15 protein-coding genes and 1 pseudogene are annotated in these 18,713 nt (G+C 60.1%); 4 read left to right on the top strand and 12 right to left on the bottom strand.

Translation table 11 applies throughout. The features are described 5' to 3' along the window. The first annotated feature begins 32 nt into the window (after positions 1-32). A complete protein-coding gene (locus ACR3EN_RS02540; RefSeq protein WP_480819187.1) occupies positions 33-1,364 on the top strand; it encodes a hypothetical protein in 1,332 nt (443 codons plus the stop codon). A 142-nt stretch (positions 1,365-1,506) separates the two neighbouring features. Then, complete coding sequence (locus ACR3EN_RS02535; protein ID WP_480819188.1) at positions 1,507-4,014, top strand: GcvT family protein; 2,508 nt, start codon at positions 1,507-1,509, stop codon at positions 4,012-4,014. 115 nt (positions 4,015-4,129) lie between these two features. Here ACR3EN_RS02535 and ACR3EN_RS02530 read toward each other — a convergent pair whose 3' ends face one another. Further along, positions 4,130-4,774 carry a DUF938 domain-containing protein gene (locus ACR3EN_RS02530; RefSeq protein WP_480819189.1) on the bottom strand — a complete coding sequence of 215 codons (645 nt, stop codon included), beginning with the start codon at positions 4,772-4,774 and terminating at the stop codon, positions 4,130-4,132. After that, a pseudogene (locus ACR3EN_RS02525) lies at positions 4,771-5,837 on the bottom strand (NAD(P)/FAD-dependent oxidoreductase). The gene ACR3EN_RS02530 and the pseudogene ACR3EN_RS02525 overlap by 4 nt, the downstream one beginning before the upstream one ends. A gap of 153 nt (positions 5,838-5,990) precedes the next feature. On the opposite strand from ACR3EN_RS02525, the gene ACR3EN_RS02520 reads away from it, so the two are divergent. Continuing rightward, positions 5,991-6,419, top strand: a complete 429-nt coding sequence (locus tag ACR3EN_RS02520) for a hypothetical protein (RefSeq protein ID WP_480819191.1) — start codon at positions 5,991-5,993, stop codon at positions 6,417-6,419. Positions 6,420-6,422: 3 nt separating this feature from the next. Continuing rightward, the gene (locus ACR3EN_RS02515) at positions 6,423-7,658 is read left to right on the top strand and encodes an HlyD family secretion protein (RefSeq protein WP_480819192.1); all 1,236 of its coding nucleotides are present in this window, start codon (positions 6,423-6,425) and stop codon (positions 7,656-7,658) included. A 38-nt stretch (positions 7,659-7,696) separates the two neighbouring features. Here ACR3EN_RS02515 and ACR3EN_RS02510 read toward each other — a convergent pair whose 3' ends face one another. The 10 genes from ACR3EN_RS02510 to xdhA form a co-directional block, all read right to left on the bottom strand. Further along, a complete protein-coding gene (locus tag ACR3EN_RS02510) occupies positions 7,697-8,065 on the bottom strand; it encodes a ribbon-helix-helix domain-containing protein (RefSeq protein ID WP_480819193.1) in 369 nt (122 codons plus the stop codon). Between the two features lie 15 nt (positions 8,066-8,080). Beyond that, positions 8,081-8,395, bottom strand: a complete 315-nt coding sequence (locus ACR3EN_RS02505) for a muconolactone Delta-isomerase family protein (RefSeq protein ID WP_480819194.1) — start codon at positions 8,393-8,395, stop codon at positions 8,081-8,083. A 31-nt stretch (positions 8,396-8,426) separates the two neighbouring features. After that, positions 8,427-8,822: a VOC family protein gene (locus tag ACR3EN_RS02500; RefSeq protein ID WP_480819195.1), complete on the bottom strand. Its 396-nt coding sequence runs from the start codon at positions 8,820-8,822 to the stop codon at positions 8,427-8,429. 171 nt (positions 8,823-8,993) lie between these two features. Next, positions 8,994-10,067 carry a BMP family ABC transporter substrate-binding protein gene (locus ACR3EN_RS02495; RefSeq protein WP_480819196.1) on the bottom strand — a complete coding sequence of 358 codons (1,074 nt, stop codon included), beginning with the start codon at positions 10,065-10,067 and terminating at the stop codon, positions 8,994-8,996. Positions 10,068-10,103: 36 nt separating this feature from the next. Continuing rightward, positions 10,104-11,024, bottom strand: coding sequence for an ABC transporter permease (locus ACR3EN_RS02490; RefSeq protein ID WP_480819197.1), 921 nt, complete (start codon positions 11,022-11,024; stop codon positions 10,104-10,106). A gap of 1 nt (position 11,025) precedes the next feature. Next, complete coding sequence (locus ACR3EN_RS02485; RefSeq protein ID WP_480819198.1) at positions 11,026-12,108, bottom strand: ABC transporter permease; 1,083 nt, start codon at positions 12,106-12,108, stop codon at positions 11,026-11,028. Between the two features lie 63 nt (positions 12,109-12,171). Continuing rightward, complete coding sequence (locus ACR3EN_RS02480; RefSeq protein ID WP_480819199.1) at positions 12,172-13,689, bottom strand: ABC transporter ATP-binding protein; 1,518 nt, start codon at positions 13,687-13,689, stop codon at positions 12,172-12,174. Then, on the bottom strand, positions 13,686-14,621 hold the full coding sequence (xdhC, locus tag ACR3EN_RS02475; RefSeq protein WP_480819200.1) for a xanthine dehydrogenase accessory protein XdhC: 936 nt from the start codon (positions 14,619-14,621) through the stop codon (positions 13,686-13,688). The genes ACR3EN_RS02480 and xdhC overlap by 4 nt, the downstream gene beginning before the upstream one ends. Beyond that, positions 14,621-17,023: a xanthine dehydrogenase molybdopterin binding subunit gene (xdhB, locus tag ACR3EN_RS02470; protein WP_480819201.1), complete on the bottom strand. Its 2,403-nt coding sequence runs from the start codon at positions 17,021-17,023 to the stop codon at positions 14,621-14,623. Before xdhB ends, xdhC begins: the two co-directional genes overlap by 1 nt. Beyond that, complete coding sequence (gene xdhA, locus ACR3EN_RS02465) at positions 17,020-18,381, bottom strand: xanthine dehydrogenase small subunit (protein WP_480819202.1); 1,362 nt, start codon at positions 18,379-18,381, stop codon at positions 17,020-17,022. Before xdhA ends, xdhB begins: the two co-directional genes overlap by 4 nt. Positions 18,382-18,713: the final 332 nt, after the last annotated feature.

The raw sequence follows: 18,713 nt of genomic DNA, 5'->3' as shown, positions 1-18,713 counted from the left end.
ATCCGCGCAAGAGCAGTTTTTTGAGGTCATTCATGGGCGCGTTGCGTTTTGTTGGATTCCTGTTGGTTGCCGTAGTGGTGATAGCGGGTCTGGATTACTACCAGCAGGACAAGAAGGTTGATGATCGTCTGTCCCTTCAAGGGTATGTCGACACCATAAATCAACGCTTCAATCTCTATCGGGTCGAGCTTGCCGCGGAAGAAGTCGCGCGTGAGCGGCAGAAGCGTTGGAAAGAGGGGCCAAAGCCATATCTTCCAACGACGGGCGATGGTTGGGTGCGTCGGGCAATTGTCGACGCAGACTATGCCCGTGATGCCCGCGAAGGGGTTTTGCAGAGCAACGTAAGCGAGGCGGCCCGCCCCCTGGCCCAAAAGCTGGCCGTGCAAGAGGCTGAGCAGCTTGCAATCAAACTCGATCGCACCAGCGCCGTTTACGAGGATGGCACCCACACCGTCTGGCTGCAGATGCGGTTCAGGGCAAATGCGCAATCGAATACGCTGGTCGGCAATCTTGCGATGACTATGGATGGTCTGGGCACCGGTTCCCGCGATTACGCCCCGTTTGGCATCATCGGAGGCGTGGCCTACTTCCAATTTGCGCAGAACAAATACAGCCCGATTACCGTTGACGACCGCTCGTTCTGGTCAATGGTGACCGGGAGCATCACGGATCTGGAATCTGAACCCAGCTTTGACATCTACAAAGCGACAATTGGATTGGGGGAAGAAATCCGCCTGCAACTTTACTCGGATGCCCCCGCGCCAAAGCTGCGCAGCTTCCTCGAACGCCTGAACTATGACGAATTGAACGCATTGCTCAGCAAGCCGGTGCCGGGCGTTGGCGATGGGGCGGTCTCCGACCCCGAGCGCGAACGCGAGGTCGCGGCAGAGATGGCTGGCTTGCGCAATGAGTTCACCAAACTGCGCCGGGAATTGGCGCAATTGCGGCTTGAGAATATCGATGAGCTTTCCCTGATGGCGAACACGCTGGCCAACCAGTATGGGCTGCCGGACGGTGCGTTCGATCTTACTGCCAACAGGATCGATTCGTCCGAAGATCTTGTGCAGGTCGGATACCGAAAAGGGTTGGCGGATATTCTGGAAGACCAAGTGCAGAAAGCAGAGGGTGGCAAAGGCGGCCTCATCGGGCGACTTCTCGCAAGCTTTGGTGTTGGTGATTCCGAGTCCGATGAGGTGGAGCCATCAAACAAGGGCGGCGGGTTCCTAAGCGGGCTGATGTCGGGCTTTGGCAAATCGGACTCGAATGAGAAAACGGCGGTCCGCGTCAACAAGGGTGGTGCGGGTTCGGGCAGCGAATGCCTGATGAACGGGTCGTCCAAACGTTGCACGCTTGGCGGCGGATAATCCACGAGTCAGAGCCTACAAAAGCGACCGGGCACATCTGCCGGGTCGTTTTTTTTATATCACTGGTCGGATGAATGTCGCGCCGGGGGCCGCAAATGCGCCATATGGTGTCAACTGAATTCAAGGGGGGAGACACCCGGCTATGAAAACCCAAGTCAAAGCACTGGTCGTTGGCGGTGGCGCCGTCGGCACCTCGATTGCCTATCACCTGGCCAAGGCGGGCTGGGACGATGTGATGCTGATCGAACGCGATGAGCTGACGTCCGGCTCCACCTGGCACGCAGCTGGCTTGCTACCGCTGTTCAATATGTCCTATGCGACGACCCACATCCACAAGTACTCGGTTGATTTCTACAAGCAGCTTGAGGAAGAGACCGGCCTGAACGCAGGCTTCGCCGTCGTCGGCAACCTGCGTATGGCGCAGACGCAAGAGCGTATGGACGAATATATGCTCTATGCCTCGACCGCAGAGACCTGCGATGTGGCCTACGAATGGCTGACCCCCGAGCAGATCAAAGAACGCTGGCCGCTGATCGAAACCGGCGACCTGAAAGGCGCGATCTATCACACCGAGGATGGCTATATTAACCCTGCTGACGTGACCCAAGCGATGGCCAAAGGTGCCCGTCAACGCGGCGTCGAAATCGTTCGCAAGATGCAGGCGGATGCCTTTCACTGGAACGGCACTCATTGGGAAGTCACCTGCACCAAGATGGTCGAGCAGGGCGGCAACCTTGTGCCATCCGACGAGCAGGTGGTGATCACCGCCGAGCATGTCGTGACCGCATCGGGCAACCACGCGCAGCGCACCGCCAAGATGCTGGGCATCAAGATGCCCGCGATCCCGGTTGAGCACACGTTCATCGTCATGGACAAAGACCCTGAGCTGGTCAAATGGCGTGAAGCCGGTAACCCCGAGCACCCCGTTGTGCGTGACGCCGACAATGAATCCTATGCGCGCGAAGAACGCGGTGGCTGGATTTTGGGCATCTATGAACACGGTGCGCCGGCGCGTTTCGAACATGGCGTTCCGGACAGCTTCCGCGCTGACCTGTTCCCGCTGGATATCGACCGGATCGCGGATCAGTACATGGCGATGGCCGAGCGCGTGCCCTCTTGTGCCGAATCCGGTCTGAAAGACGATTTCAACGGCCCGATCTGCTACACGCCGGACGGCAACCCGCTGGTTGGTCCGGCTCCGGGTCTGCGCAATATGTGGCTGGCTGAGGGCTTCAGCTTCGGTATCACCGCTGCAGGCGGTACCGGCTATTATCTGGCGCAGATGATGGTCGATGGCGAAGCCGAGATCGATATGGCCTCGCTGGACCCCAAGCGCTACAGCAGCAACTGGATGACCACCGAATTTGCGGCCCGCAAGAATGAAGAATGCTATGAGCACGTTTACATCCTGCACCACCCGGATGAAGAGCGTGAAGCCTGCCGTCCTCTGCGGACTGTTCCGGCCTATGATCGCCAGAAAGCCCGCGGCGCGCAGTTCGGTTGGGTCAACGGTTGGGAACGTCCGAACTATTTCGGCCCCGTCGATGCGCCGGACAATTTCGACAAGGAAAGCCGTTCGTTCCGCCGTGGTGGCTGGTGGCAATATGCCGTCGAAGAGGCCAAAGCGATCCGCGAAGGCGTTGGCCTGATCGACGCCTCGGCCTTCACCAAGCATGTCGTCAAAGGCCCCGGTGCCACCCAGTTCCTGGATTGGTTCACCTGCAACAAGCTGCCTAAGGTCGGTCGCATCAACCTAACCTACGCGCTGACCTCGCACGGCACCACCCGCACGGAATACACCATCGTGCGCAACGGCGAGAACAACTACTACATCGTCTCTGCTGGTGCCTGGACCGAGTACGACGCCGACTATCTGCGTAAAGCGGCCGAGGACAAGATGGAGGAGTTCGGCTACATCGAAATCCAGGACGTGACCACTCAGTGGGGCGTCTTCGCCATCGCCGGACCCAAGTCGCGTGACGTTCTGAAAGAGGTCATCAAGGACGCCGATCCGGAAACCGCGCTGTCCAACAAGCGCTTCCCGTGGCTGTCGGCGCGTCAGATCGAACTGGGTATGTGCCCCGTGAACGCGATCCGCGTGGCTTATACCGGTGAGCTGGGTTGGGAACTGCACCACCCGATCGAGATGCAGAACTACCTGTTCGACCTGCTGGAAAAAGCCGGTGAGAAGCACGGCATGAAGCTGGTCGGCGCGCGCGCCCAGAACTGGCTGCGTCAGGAGAAATCCTATCGCGCCTTCGGTACCGAACTGGGCCGCGACGCGACCCCGCTTGAGGCCGACCTGCCGCGCTTTGTCGACCTGTCGAAAGACTTCTACGGCAAGGCCAAGCTGGAAGAGACCGGCGTGCGCTTCAAGTGCTGCACCCTGCTGATCGACGGACCGGACGATGCCGACCCGTGGGGCCGCGAGGCGCTGTATACGCCCGAAGGTCAGCGCGTTGGTCGTCTGACCTCGGGCGGCTACTCGGTGGCGTTCGAGAAATCCATCGGCATGGGCTATGTGACGCCTGATCTCGCGGTTGAAGGCACCAAGCTGAAGGTCAAGATTCAGGACAAGCTGTGGGATGCCGTGGTCACCTGCGACAGCCCCTACGATCCGAAGAACGAAACCATCCGCAAGGACGGCTGACACCAAAAATGACCGGGGCGGCGCGTGTGAATGCGCCGCCTGCGGCGACGCATGCCTCGGGCGGCGCCACCAAGTCTGCGTAAGCAGGGTTCCATTGGCGCGATGCTGCGGTGATTTATCGTTTGGAAACAAACGCCAGGTTGTTTGCTGGCAGCTCGGCAATTTCGACTACGTCTAGCCCGCTGTTTTGCAACAGGGCAACGACGTCGGCATCATTCTTGTAGCCGATATCCGCGTCCTGTTGAACGAGGGCGTCGTGAAAACGCCTGTCCCCCTCGCTGGTCAACTCTCCGGCACGCATGAAAGGGCCGTAAAGAACAAGGCGACCGTTGGGCTTCAGGGCCAAAGCGGCCTCGGCGATCAGCACGTTCATTTCGGCATGGCTGATCAAATGCAACAGGTTGATCAGAACGATCAAGTCTTGCGGTTCAAGCCGGGAATGCCAGTCGTGGGATGTCGCGTCCAGATGGATCGGAGCTGCCACGTTGGCTTCGGATTCGGTATAGGCACGGATGCTTGCGCGGCGTTCCTCGGTGATCTCGCTGGGCTGCCAACGTAAATCCGGCAGTGTCTGGGCGAAGGCAAGAACGTGCTGGCCGGTGCCGCTTGCAAGTTCCAGCGCGTGCCCCGATCTGGGGGCGACACGATCAAGCAAATCACAAAGAATGGCCGAATTCCGGGCGGCTGCGGGCGCAATAAGTCTGTTACCTTCCCCTTCGGTGGCGACGCTGGCATTCGAAGGCAACTTACGCTTGGTCATTGGCGGAGCCTTTCGGGCTGTAGTGCTTTAACCGTTGTCGCGCCAATTTGTGGCGCGGTGCCGCTTACCAGATCGGCCACAAGCTGCGAGGCGGCGGGCGCTGTCTGAAAGCCGTAGCCGCCTTGCGCGGCGGACCAGATAAACGACTGATCTGCGGGATCTGGTCCCAAAACCAGGGTGCCGTCCGGGGCAAAGCTGCGCAAGCCTGCCCAGTTGCTCTCGACGCGCACGACAGGTTCGGTCACCATCCCTTCGTAGCGCGCGATCCCAGTGGCCAATACCATATCGTCGGCATAGGCGTCGTGCGGCTCGGTCGGTTCGGCCTCGGCTGGCGAGATCAGCAATTTGCCCGCATCCGGCTTGGCGTACCAGCTTTCCCCAACCCCCAGCATCATTGGCCAGTTTCTGACATCATGGCCCCCGGCGCCGGGATACGCGCCATTGACCGACGGCGCGGAGAAATGCCGATAGGATCAACCCCGGCCATGCGGGCGATCTCATCCACCCAGGCACCTGCGGCGTTCACGATGTGGCGTGCTTCGAACGTTTGCTGGGCTTCGATGATCCAGTGACTGGTTTTTGCGAGACGCACGACGGTCTGGCGGGTCAGAACCACGCCCCCGTTTGCCCGGATCTCGCGGGCGAAATCCTGCAAAACGCGGTCGGTGTCGATATCCCGGGCGTTTTCACTGAGCGCGGCGCAACTCAGCACCTTGGGATTCAGAATCGGTACGCGCTGACATGCATCTTCGATCGATATGGGACGCGCGCCAAGATCTGCGGCGTCTTCGGCGAATTGATCGCGCTGATGCTGAGACCCGACCAACATCAAACCGCGCTGTGTCAGATAGGGTCCGTTCTCAAAATACGATCTGCTGGCTTTGCTCAGTTCGACAACAGTCGTCGGGCCATAGCCTTCTTCGAACATCGCGGCAGATCGGCCCGACGCATGGTATCCCAGCGCATCCTCGGCTTCGAGCACGGTGACAGAGCCAAGCTTGGACAGGCGGGCCCCGGTACTTAGCCCGGCAATGCCGCCGCCGATTACCAGAAAGTCGATCATGTGTGCTCCTGTCCGGTGGGGGTTTTAGCGGTGGGGTCGCCAATTCATCTCATCGGCGGACCATTGCACGGGTATCGCGTCGCGAAAAGACTGAAGTCAAGAGCATTGGAAACTTGATCGCGCGGCTTCAGACTGGTTTTAGTGCACAGTGTAATGGATTTGGAGACAGACGTGACCCCGGCAGACCTTCACCCGATGGCGACGGGCCATATCCCGTCTTACGTTACGCAGGCGGACGGCAGTGATTTTCTGTTCACGTTCATGCTGCTGTTTACCGTTGCAGTGGTGATACTGATCGGCGTGGGGTATTTCACGCTTCACTCGATCCCCGAAAAAATGGCGCATGAAAACAATCATCCGCAATTCCAGCTGGTTGGGATTCTGGCGCTGCTTGCGCTGTTTACGCATAACGGAATCTTTTGGGTTGCCGCGGTACTGGTGGCGGGTTTCCAGTTTCCTGATTTTGCCGCCCCGTTGCGATCGATTGCTGACGCAATCCGGTCGCTGGCTCCGGGGCAGACGCCGGTGGCGGAGCCCGAGCCTGAACCCAAGCCGACAGAAGCAGAAGCACAGGGGCACTGAACCATGATCGAGACGATACTGTGCGCCCTTGTTACGGTGCTTCCCGACTATCTGTTCCGCCGCTTTGTGCAAGGCAAGCGGATCGGGCATGAGATTACCCTGTTTACCATGTGGTACGAACTGCGCTGGGGCCTGACCACATGCGCCATTCTGGCGCTGACGGTGATCACTACGCTGTTTTATTTCCATCCGTCCAGCTCGACCGCGGCGTCTTATTTCCGGACCGTCACGATCCTGCCCCAACTGGGTGGGCGTGTGTCCGAGGTTTATGTGCGCAACAATGAAGTGGTGACAGCCGGTCAGCCGATTTTCCGGATCGAGGATTTCAGCCAGACTGCTCAGGTCGAGGCGGCGCATGCGCAGATCGCGCAGGTTCAAGCTTCGTTGAAAGTGGCCGAAACTGATCTGGCCGAGGCCGACGCTGGGATCGCGGGTGCCCGCGCTGCGCTGGATCAGGCTCTGGAGGATCTGGAGCGCAACACCACCTTGCGCGACGAAGGGTCCAGCGCTGTGCGTCTGGCCGAGATCGAGCGGCTTGAGAACCTTGTTGAAGAACGCGAGGCGAAGGTGGTTGCGGCGCAGTCGCAGCGGGCCGCTGTTGTCCAGCAGATCGAAGAACTGATCCCTGCGCAATTGGCCAGCGCCAACGCACAATTGGATGCTGCCCTGACCGAGTTGGACAAGACGGTGATCAATGCCGGTGTGACCGGTCGGGTCGAACAGTTCGGCCTACAGGTTGGCGACTATGTCAGTCCGCTGTTGCGGCCGGCCGGTATTCTGGTGCCCTCGAACCTGGGTCGCGACCGGTTTCAGGCTGCGTTCAACCAGCTGTCTGCGCAGGTCATCAAACCCGGCATGATCGGAGAGCTGGGGTGTATGACCAAACCCTTCACCGTGATCCCGGTCGTTGTGGTCGAGGTGCAGGACGTGATCCCCTCGGGTCAGTTCCGCCCCTCGGATGAATTGCGGGATGTTCAGAACAACACCAATCCGGGCTCGATCCTTGTTTATCTGGAACCGCTCTACAAGAGCATGGCCGACGATGTACCGCCCGGCAGCAATTGTCTGGCCAATGTTTACACCGACAACCATGAAAGGCTTGAGCATGAGGATCTGGGCTTCTGGGAAGCTGCATTCCTGCATGTGGTCGACACGATTGGTGTTGTCCACGCCGCGGGTCTGCGCCTGCGCCTGATCCTGATGCCGGTGAACACGCTGGTGCTGAGCGGCCATCACTGAGGACTATGATGCGGTCGCGCGGGCGTTGCGCGACCGCGCTACAATTGGGGCGCGCTTTTACCCCGCGCGCTGTTTTCCAGCGATAAGATGTCTGCGGCGGGCAGTAGCGACAGATTGACATGCGCCTCGGTCGGGATCAGGCCGCGCAGCTGCAGGTCCAGATACCTCAGGCAGCAAACCCGCAAAAACGACGTGAAGTTCCCCAGGTCATGCCCGGCATCAAGGCTTTCGTTGTACAGTTTATGCAGCAGCTGAGGCACCGTCAGGGTGTCTCGTGCGCCAATGGTTTCCAGCGTGCGCCAGAACAGCTCTTCCAGGCGCACGCTTGTGACCATCCCGTCCATCCGGAAGGATCGCGTATGCGACGCCCAAAGCGCCGGATCGGCATCAATAAACAACTGGCACATTGGGGTCCTCCGTCTTTAGCGTCCCAGCCGTTCTTTCACATCGGCTGCAAAATCCTCGTATCGGCGCAGTGATTTCACCTCGACCGTCACATGGTGGCCCATTTTCTGCATGATGGGCAAATCAAACAGGATACGATCCAAGGTGTCGGGGTCTTCGACATCGACAATCGCGGTGACCTTGCGCTCGCCCACGACCTTCCACAGGTCTTTGACAACCCCGGCTGATTTCGCACCCAATGCCGCTTCGGCTTCTTCGGCCCAGATGCCCAGAAGACCCTGCTGGGCCATGCTGGCATCGTATTCGACGTTAAAATTCAGTTGGTAAAGCATCTTATCCTCCGCTTGGTGCTTTTTGGAGTTTTCAGGTGAAACGACCGCCCTTTTCGATGACCTCGACCTGATAGCCATCGGGATCGGCGACAAAGAAAAACCGTGCGACACGGGTGCCGCCCGGCTGAAAATCGACGATATTGTTGGGGGCTCCACCAGCCGACGCGACCTGCGCATGGGCGGCTTCCAGATCGTCAACCACAAATGCGATGTGGCCATAGCCATCGCCTAGCTCGTAGGGGTCTGTGCGGTCTTTGTTGATGGTCAGCTCAAGTTCAAATGCCGAGCCGTCGGACACCATATAGACCAGCGTAAAACCTTCAAAATCCAACCGATCCCTGGTTGTCAGCCCAAATGCGGATTCGTAGAACCGGACCGAGCGGTCCTCGTCCATCACCCGGATCATACTGTGCGCGAGTTTTGCCATATCTCACCTCCTGCGTCTTTGTAGCGAAGGAGGGTTCGTGAGTGGTATTAAGCGCTTAATACGCGGTGATTTTCGGTTTAAGCATCTGGCCTAAAATGAAATTTAGTTCATTTGGTGTCATAAAAAAGCCCGCGACAAGGCGCGGGCTTTCCAGATGCTGTGCTATGGCGGTTATTGCGGAATTTCGCCTTCCAGCCCTTCGACGTAGAAGTTCATGCCTGCAAGTGTGCCATCATCGGCCACTTCGCCCTCGGCCAACCAGTCGCTGCCGTCCTGCTTTTTCAGCGGACCGGTGAAAGGATGATATTCACCAGCGGCCATTGCTGCCTTCATCGCAAGCGCCTCTTCCTTGACGTCTGCCGGTACGCGGTCGCTGATTTCACCGATCTCGACCATACCCTCGGCGATGCCATCCCAGGTGTTCACGGTTTCCCATGTTCCATCCATGACCGCCTGCGTGCGGGCGATGTAGTAGGGTGCCCAATTGTCGATGATCGAGGAGACGCGCGGGAACGGGGCGTATTCGCTCATGTCCGAGGCCTGACCAAAGGTGACAACGTTGCCCGCCTCTTGCGCTGCCGCCTGCGGCGCGGTCGAGTCGGTGTGCTGCAGGATCACGTCCGCGCCCTGTTCGATCAGTACGGTGGCGGCGTCGGCTTCTTTCGCCGGATCGAACCAGGTGTAGGCCCAAACAATCTTGAACTCGACATCCGGGTTCACCTTCTTGGCATGGATATAGGCCGAGTTGATGCCGCGGATCACCTCAGGAATCGGGTAGGAGCCGATGTATCCGATGATGTTCGATTCAGTCATCTTACCAGCGATATGGCCCTGAACCGCACGGCCTTCGTAGAAGCGCGCCGAATAGGCGGAAACGTTCGGGGCGGTCTTGTAGCCGGTCGCGTGCTCGAACTTCACATCCGGGAACTTCTTGGCCACGTTAATGGTGGGGTCCATGTAGCCGAACGAAGTGGTGAAGATCAGGTCAGCCCCTTCCAGCGCCATCTGGGTCATCACACGTTCAGCGTCGGGGCCTTCAGGTACGGATTCGACGAAAACGGTCTCGACCTTGTCGCCAAAATGCTCTTCTACCGCCTGACGGCCCTTGTCATGCTCATACGTCCAGCCGCCGTCGCCCACAGGGCCGACATAGACGAAGCCGACCTTGGTCTTGTCTTCGGCCATGGCGCCTGTCGCCAGCCCCAACGCCATTGCGGCGCTTGCCATTAGAGTGGTGAATTTCATGTGTTACTCCCCAAGTTGGTTTGGTTCAGTTGGCCCCTAGTGCGAGGCGTGGAAAGTCCGGCCCAATGCGGCAGGTGCGCTGCTCTTGTCGGCCGAAAGGATCACAAGCACAAGGATCGTGATGATGTAGGGCGACATTGCCAGATACTCGACCGGAATGGCAACGCCCGCTGCCTGCAAATTGAGCTGAAGAACGGTGATACCGCCGAACAAATAGGCACCCAGCAAGGCGCGCCACGGTTTCCAGCTGGCGAAGACAACCAGCGCAAGGGCGATCCAGCCGACACCGGCGGTCATGCCCTCGGTCCATTGGGGCACGCGGATCAGGCTGATATACGCACCGCCCAGGCCCGCACAGGCCCCGCCGAACAGGATCGCCATGATGCGGATCTTGATGACTTTGTACCCAAGCGCATGGGCCGCATCGTGGTTTTCGCCCACCGCCCGCAGGATCAGGCCAACACGAGTGTATTTAAGGGTGGCCCAGACAGCGGCTGTCAGCGCGATACCGACATAGAGGATCGGGTCATGCTGGAACAAGATGGGACCGATCACCGGAATATCACTGATCACCGGGATATGGATGTCAGGCATATCGGGCGGTTTCACACCAACATAGCTCTGTCCCATCAGGGCGCTAAAGCCGAGGCCGAACAGGGTCAGCGCAAGCCCGCTTGCCACCTGGTTGGCCAATGCGACCTGTGTCAAAAGCACAAACAGCAGCGACAGAACCGCGCCGCCGATAGCCGCTGCGACAAAGCCCAGCCAGGGTGATCCGGTTTCAACCGAGATCGCAAAGCCGCTGATTGCGCCCACGATCATCATCCCCTCGACGCCAAGGTTCAGAACGCCTGCTTTTTCGACGACCAGCTCTCCGATCGCGGCCAGCAGCAGGGGGGTTGCAGCCACCATCAACGAGGCGATCAGAAGGACGGGATTGATTTCACCAAGGTCCATATCACGCTACCTCGCTACGGGCCGCACGGATGCGGTAGTTTGTCAGAAGATCGAAGGCCAGCAGGAAGAACAAAAGCATCCCCTGAAACACCTGAATGGCGGCGGCAGGCAGTCCCAGCTGAGATTGCGCGATCTCACCGCCAATATACGTCAGCGCCATCAGGCCGCCGGCCAGCAGGATGCCCACCGGATGCAGGCGGCCCAGAAAGGCCACGATAATCGCGGTAAAGCCGTAACCCACGTTAAAATCGATGCTTACCACGCCCGAAGGTCCCGAGACCTCGAACATCCCTGCCAATCCGGCCAGAGCGCCGGACAGACCCAGACAGAACAGGATCAGCCGCGCCGGGTTCACACCTGCGAACTTTGCCGCACGCGGTGCTTCACCCGTCAGGCGGATGTGAAAGCCCAGCATATGCCGGTTCAGCAGGACATAGGCAAAGATCACCGCAATCAGCGCCGTCACGACGCCCCAGTGCATTCCGGACCCAGCAATCAGTTCGGCATTATGCGCGCTGTCATAGGATTGCAGGTTGCGCGAGCCGGGAAAACCAAAGCCCTCGGGGTTTTTCAGCAGGCCCAATGATACGGAGGCCAGCATCTGCTCGGCCACATAGACCAGCATCAGCGACACAAGGATTTCGTTGGTCCCGAACCGCACCTTCAGGAAGGCGGGGATCATCGCCCACAGCCAACCACCAAAGGCCCCCGCAATCACCATGATCAGAAAGATGTACCACGCGTCCAGTGGGTAGAAGGCCAGCCCGGCACCGGCACCAAAGATGGCACCCATGATGTACTGCCCCTCGGCCCCGATATTCCAGATGCCGGCGCGAAACCCCAGCGACAGGCCAATGGCGATCAACACCAAAGGCGCGCCTTTCACCAGAAGTTGCGGGCGGTAGTAGAACGCAAACTCGCCGAACAACGGTTCCCAGAAGATTGTGCCAATGGCCTCAACCGGGTTCTTACCCAGAATGGCGAACAGGATGCCGCCAAAAACCATCGTGGCAATCACCGCGACCAGAGGGGTCGCGTATGACCACGCCTTCGACGGCTGAGGCCGCTTCTCCAACACAATCATCTGCTCATCCCCCGCCCGTCTTCATCTTTTTTCAAATACTCTCGCCGAAGGCGACGCGACTGCTCAAACATGCGCCACCTCCATGCCATGGGCACCACCCATCATCAGGCCGATTTCATCAACGGTCAGGCCGGTGGTCTCGCGCGGCGCACTCAGCCGCCCTTCGTTCAACGCCGCAAAACTGTCCGAGATTTCCATCAATTCATCGAGGTCCTGCGAAATGCAGATGACTGCTGTCCCCTTAGCCGCCAGATCCAGAATAGCCTGCCGGATCGAAGCCGCGGCGGCGGCATCCACACCCCATGTGGGCTGGTTCACCACCAGCACATCGGGGTTCTGCAGCACTTCGCGACCGATCACGAACTTCTGCAGGTTTCCACCCGATAGCGAACGTGCCGCGTTCTCAGGCCCCGGCGTGCGTACGTCGAAAGCGCTGATGATCTTCTCAGCAAAACTCTTTGTGTCGGCCCATTTGAGGAAGCCGTTGTTCTCCAACCCTTCGCGGACCGATCCGGTCAGCAAGGCATTTTCGGTCAGGCTCATATCCGGTGCGGCGGCATGGCCCAATCGTTCTTCGGGCGCCGTCAACACACCCAGTTTGCGGCGTGCGGTGGGTCCGAGTTTGCCAATCGGCTGGCCGTTGAACTTGATCGCATCGGCAGCCGTCGTGATTTCACCAGACAAGACGCCCAACAATTCGTCCTGCCCGTTCCCGGCGACGCCGCCAATGCCCAGAACCTCGCCCTTGCGAACGGTCATATGGACGTTCTTCAATGCGGTGCCGAACTCTGACGGCGACGGCACTGACAATCCGCTGACATCCAGCGCGACCTCACCGAAGGCGCGCCCCGACCGTTCGGGCGTCTGCAGAGTCGATCCAACCATCATCTCGGCCATGTCCCGCGCCGAGGTCTCTGCCGGAACGCATTCGCCCACATTCTTGCCCAACCGTAGGATCGTAGCGTGATCGCACAGCGTTCGGATTTCTTCCAACTTGTGAGAGATATAGAGGATCGAGGTCCCCTCGGATCGCAATTTGTTCAGCGTCTCGAACAGGATATCAACCTCCTGAGGCGTCAGCACGCTCGTTGGTTCGTCCATAATGAGAAGTTTGGGGTCCTGCAAAAGGCAACGAATGATCTCCACCCGCTGTCGTTCACCGGCGGACAAGTCACCCACCGTGCGATAGGGGTCCAGCGGCAGGCCATAGGTTTCCGACACTTCCCGGATGCGTGAGGCCAGATCACCCATTGGGGGCGGGTTCTCCATCCCCAAAGCGATATTCTCGGCCACATTCAAAGCGTCAAACAACGAGAAATGCTGGAATACCATCGCAATCCCGTCGCCACGCGCTGCACGCGGCTCCGGTGGCGCAAAAGGCTGGCCGCGCAGCAGCATGGTGCCGCTGTCGGGTTTCACCAGACCATAGATCATCTTGACCAGCGTGGATTTGCCCGCGCCGTTTTCGCCCAACAAGGCGTGCACCTCGCCTTCGCCAATATCGAAAGACACCTGATCATTGGCCACGACGCCGGGATAGGCTTTGGTCAGCCCTTGAAGACTCAAAAGTGGAGTGGTCACGCGCTCAGGTCCTTCTTCAACTCGGTCTGTCGGGCCGGGCGCAAGAGCTGCGCGGCGACGCCGACGGCGATCATTTGTGGGTGCTTACCCAGGCCCGGATCGCCGATCGGGCAGGTGATCCGGCTGATCCGTTCGGGCGAGTGTCCAAGGGCCGCCAGCCGCGACCGGAATCGCGCCCATTTCGTAGCCGAGCCGATCAGTCCCGCAAAGCGGAAATCATGCGAAAGCAGCCTGTTGCACAGCTCCAGATCCAGATTGTGCGAATAGGTGAGCACAAGATGCTCGGCTTCATCCGGTGCATGGCGCACCAATTCGGCCGGTTTGGCCGTTGGAACCACGGTCACTCCGACGGGGACGGTATCGGGAAAACGCTCAGGGCCCGTATCGACCCATGTGATCGCGAGATCAGGTAGCGGTGCCAGAACATCGACCAAGGCACGACCGACGTGGCCTGCGCCCCAAATCCATAGGTCGCGGGTCGGTTTGTGGACTGGCTCGATCATCCAGCCGTCGACCAGTTGCGGCTCGGGTGCGATGCCCTGACTGCGGGCCGACGCCAGCAGTCGTTTGACCGACAGGGGCATGTCTCCGCCGGACGGAGCACGCGCGATCACAGCGTCGTCCAGAACGTTGACGGTGTCCCAGTCATAGACCTCGCTCAGCAGCGATACAGCACCGCCGCAGCATTGGCCCATATCCGGACCAAGCGCGTGATGGGTCAGGCGCGCGGGGATCGTTTGGGATCGCGCGCCTTCGGCAGCCTGATACTCCAGCGTACCGCCGCCGATGGTGCCGCTTTGACCATCCTGCCAGACCAGCATTGCAGCGCCCACTTCGCGCGGGGACGACCCCTTGATCCCTGCGATGACGACCCGGACTACGCGCCCATGGTTTTTGACCGCTTCCCGCAAAGCCTCCACGTCAAATCCCATCAGATGTCTCCCTTCATCCGTTGGACACCGCGCCAGACCTCTTCAGCCGTGGCAGGAGCATCCAGCGCAGGGTAGGCAGTGCCGCAGGCGGCCACCGCGTTCGACAGGGCCAGCCATGCCGAGATGCCCAGCATGAAGGGCGGCTCACCCACTGCTTTTGAGCGATAGATCGTGTCTTCGCGGTTCTCGCCATCCCAGAGCGCGACGTTGAAGATGTCAGGCCGGTCCGAACACGCGGGGATTTTGTAAGTCGAGGGCGCGTGCGTGCGCAGGTTGCCCTTGCCGTCCCAGACCAGTTCCTCGGTCGTCAGCCAGCCCGCGCCCTGCACATAGGCCCCTTCCACCTGCCCGATATCCAGCGCCGGGTTCAGCGACGCGCCCGCGTCATGCAGAATGTCTGCGCGCAGGATGCGGTTTTCTCCGGTCAGCGTGTCGATGGCGACCTCGGTGATTGCGGCCCCGTAGGCGAAGTAGAAAAACGGACGCCCCCGCCCCTTGATCCGGTCCCATTCCAGCTTGGGTGTTTTGTAGAACCCGGTCGCGGACAGGCTGATGCGGCCCATGTAAACCAGTGCCGCGGCCTCGGCGAAGGTATAGCGTTCCGCGCCCACCGAAACGTGGCCATCTGCAAAAACCACGCTTGCGGGATCGGCCTGATGCCGCTTGGCCAGATAATCGGCCATCCGGTCGCGGATCGTGTCGCAAGCCGCTTTCACCGCCATGCCGTTCAAATCGCTGCCTGACGAGGCCGCCGTGGCCGAAGTGTTCGGCACCTTGGCGGTATCGGTTGCGGTGATCTTCACCATCTCCAGCGGGATTCCAAAGCGCGAGGCCGCCACCTGCGCGACTTTCTGGAACAGACCCTGCCCCATCTCGGTGCCGCCATGGTTCAGGTGGACCGAGCCATCCTGATACACATGCACCAGCGCACCCGCCTGATTGAGGTGGGTCAGCGTGAACGAGATGCCGAACTTGACCGGAGAGAAGGCGATGCCTTTCTTGATCACGCTGTGTTCGGCGTTCCATTTCCCGATTGCCGCTTTGCGCGCGGCGTAGTCGCTGGATTTCAGCAATGCCTCGGTCATGCCGTGCAGTTCGAAATCACCGACCTCCATCCCATAGGGGGTCGTGTTGCCCCCGGCGGGGAGGGGGCGCACGGGGGCCTCGCCCGTCGCAACCGCGCCGCGGCTGGTCAGGTCCTCATGCGGGTCGGGATGGCCCAGCGGTTCTTCGGCGGTGGGCTGCCCGGCGACCTTGTGCGCCGGTTCGTAATAGTTCCGGCGGCGCAGTTCGACCGGGTCCACGCCCAGCTCATGCGCCGCGTGATCCATCACACGCTCGATGCCGACCATGCCCTGAGGGCCGCCGAACCCGCGATAGGCGGTGGCGGATTGGGTGTTGGTTTTCAGCCGGTGGCTCTCGATCCGCGCATTCGGCAGCAGATAGGCGTTGTCGGAATGCAGCATCGCACGGTCGGCGACGGGCAGGGACAGATCCTGCGCCCAGCCGCAGATCGCGTGGTGCAGGAAAGAGACGCCCTGAATATGCCCATGTTCATCGAACCCGGCCTTGTAGGCGATGCGAAAGGCATGGCGCTTGCCGGTGATGATCATGTCATCATCACGGTCATAGCGCATCTTGCAGGCCTTGCCCGTCGCACGGGCAGCAACGGCGCAGGCGACCGCCAAAGCGTTGCCCTGACTTTCCTTGCCGCCGAACCCACCGCCCATGCGGCGGGTCTCGACCCGGACGGCGTGCATTGGCACGCCCAACGCGTCGGCCACTTTGTGCTGAATCTCGGTCGGGTGCTGGGTCGAGCTGTGCACCAGCATGTCCGCGCCCTCATTCGGCACGGCCAGAGCGGCTTGACCTTCCAGATAGAAATGTTCCTGCCCGCCTAGTTCAAACGAACCCTCGATGACATGGGTCGCGCTGGCGATGGCAGCTTCGGCGTCACCCTTGGCGTAGATGCGTGGGCCGTCTTCGAACCGGCTGTCGGCGGCTAAAGCGTCTTCGACCGTCAGGATCGGTGTCTCTTCGGCATAGTCGATTTTGCCCAGCCGTGCGGCCTTGCGAGCGGCCAGATGGCTGGTAGCGACGACCAGAAAAACCGGCTGGCCGATGTAATGAACGGTTCCGTCCGACAGCAGCGGTTCATCGTGGATGGAAGGTGAAACGTCATTGGCAAAGGGCAGGTCTTCTGCCGTCATCACCATCACCACCCCATCGGCGGCTTTTACGGCTGATAGGTCCATCGCGGTGATCGTGCCCTTGGCAAGCGGGCTGAGGCCGAATGCGAGATGCAAAGAACCCTTTGGCGTTGGGATGTCATCCACATAGCGCGCGGCACCTGCAACATGCAGAGGGGCCGCGTCGTGGGGGAGGGGCTTAGACACGCTCATGCCGACACCTCCAGCACGTTTGTGACCTCGCCCTGATCCTCGAGGAAATAGCGCTCCAGCATCGCTTTGGCCGTTTCCAGACGATAGGTGGCCGAGGCGCGCATGTCCGTGAGTGGAGTGTAGTCGTCGGCAAATGCCGGCAGCGCGGCGTCAATTGTTTCGCGCGTCCAGGGTTTGCCGATCAATGCGTCCTCGACGTTGGTTGCCCGTTTCGGAATGCCCGCCATGCCGCCAAACGCGATGCGTGCCTGCGTGACTGTGCCATCGGAGACGGTGATGTTGAAACAGCCGCAGACGGCTGAGATATCCTGATCGAACCGTTTGCTGAGCTTGTAGACCTTCAGCCGGTCGGGTTGGCGCGGGAAGCTGACGGCTTCGACGAATTCAGCGGGCGCGCGGTCCTGTTTGCCGTAGTCGATGAAGAAGTCCTCCAACGGAATCTGTCGCCGTTCGTCACCCTTGCGCAGATGCAGGATTGCGCCCAACGCGATCAGGGCGGGCGGGTTGTCTCCGATGGGTGAGCCATTGGCGATATTGCCGCCGACGGTGGCGGCGTGGCGCACCTGAACGCTGGCGTAGCGGCGGATCATCTCGGCATAGGACGGGTGATGGTCTGCCAGAGCTTCGCCCATGCGGTTCATGTCGACCATCGCTCCGAAGCGGATTTCATCTTCGGTGATCGTGATCTGTTTCAGGTCCTCACAGCGGCTGAGGAAAATCACGGGGTCGAGGTCGCGCAGTTGCTTGGTGACCCAGAGACCAACATCGGTGGCACCTGCAACCAGCGTAGCGTCGGGGTGGTCCGCGTAAACCTGTGCCAGTTCATCGGATGAGCTCGGCAACATCGGATCGGTTTCCGTTACCTTGGCCGGTGCGTCCTTGATCCACTCGGGAACGGGGTGCTCCTCGGACGCCTTAGCGGCGCGGATGATCGGGGCATAGCCGGTGCAGCGGCACAGGTTGCCTGCAAGCTGGGTGTCGTGATCGGTTGCGCCATTGGCGTGGCCTGCAACCATCGACATCACGAAGCCGGGGGTGCAAAAGCCGCATTGTGAGCCGTGCAGATCGACCATCGCCTGTTGCACCGGGTGCGGTTCCTGATCGGGGCCGCTTGCGCCCTCGACCGTGCGGACCGCTTTACCGTGCAGCTGAGGCAGGAAGAGGATGCAGGAATTCAGCGCTTTGGCCGTGCCATCTTCGGTGACCATGACCGTGCAGGCCCCGCAATCGCCTTCGTTGCAGCCTTCCTTGGTGCCGGTCAGGCCGCGATCTTCGCGCAGCCAGTCCAGCAGGGTGGCTGTCGGATCGACATCCGCCAGCTCCACTGTCTCTCCGTTCAGAAGAAACGTGATGTTCATTCGAGAAACCCGTCGCGTTACCCTGTTGCGCCCGTTGGGCCCTCCTTCGATGCGACGTAGAAAGAGTGGCGGGCGAATTGCTTGCCATCGGATGTTAGAAACTGCGCAGCCGATCTGGCAAGAAAAACTGCCTGCGGAATGCACCATTGCATGGGCTACGCCGAGAATTGCCGCGTTTGTTTGCTATTCAGCCGCCTGAAACTAAAGTGTTTTCTGTCATTCGGGTCTGCGTCTTTCCGAAGCACCTTCTGGAAAAGCCGAATAATCAGAGCTGATTTTTTAAGCATCGCAAAGCGTCGGTTCGCGCTTTTGCAGCGCCCTTGGCTGGGATA

Source organism: Ruegeria sp. G7, assembly GCF_056535465.1.
Note: the sequence above shows the minus strand (reverse complement) of the source record. Positions and strands in the feature narration are given on the sequence as shown.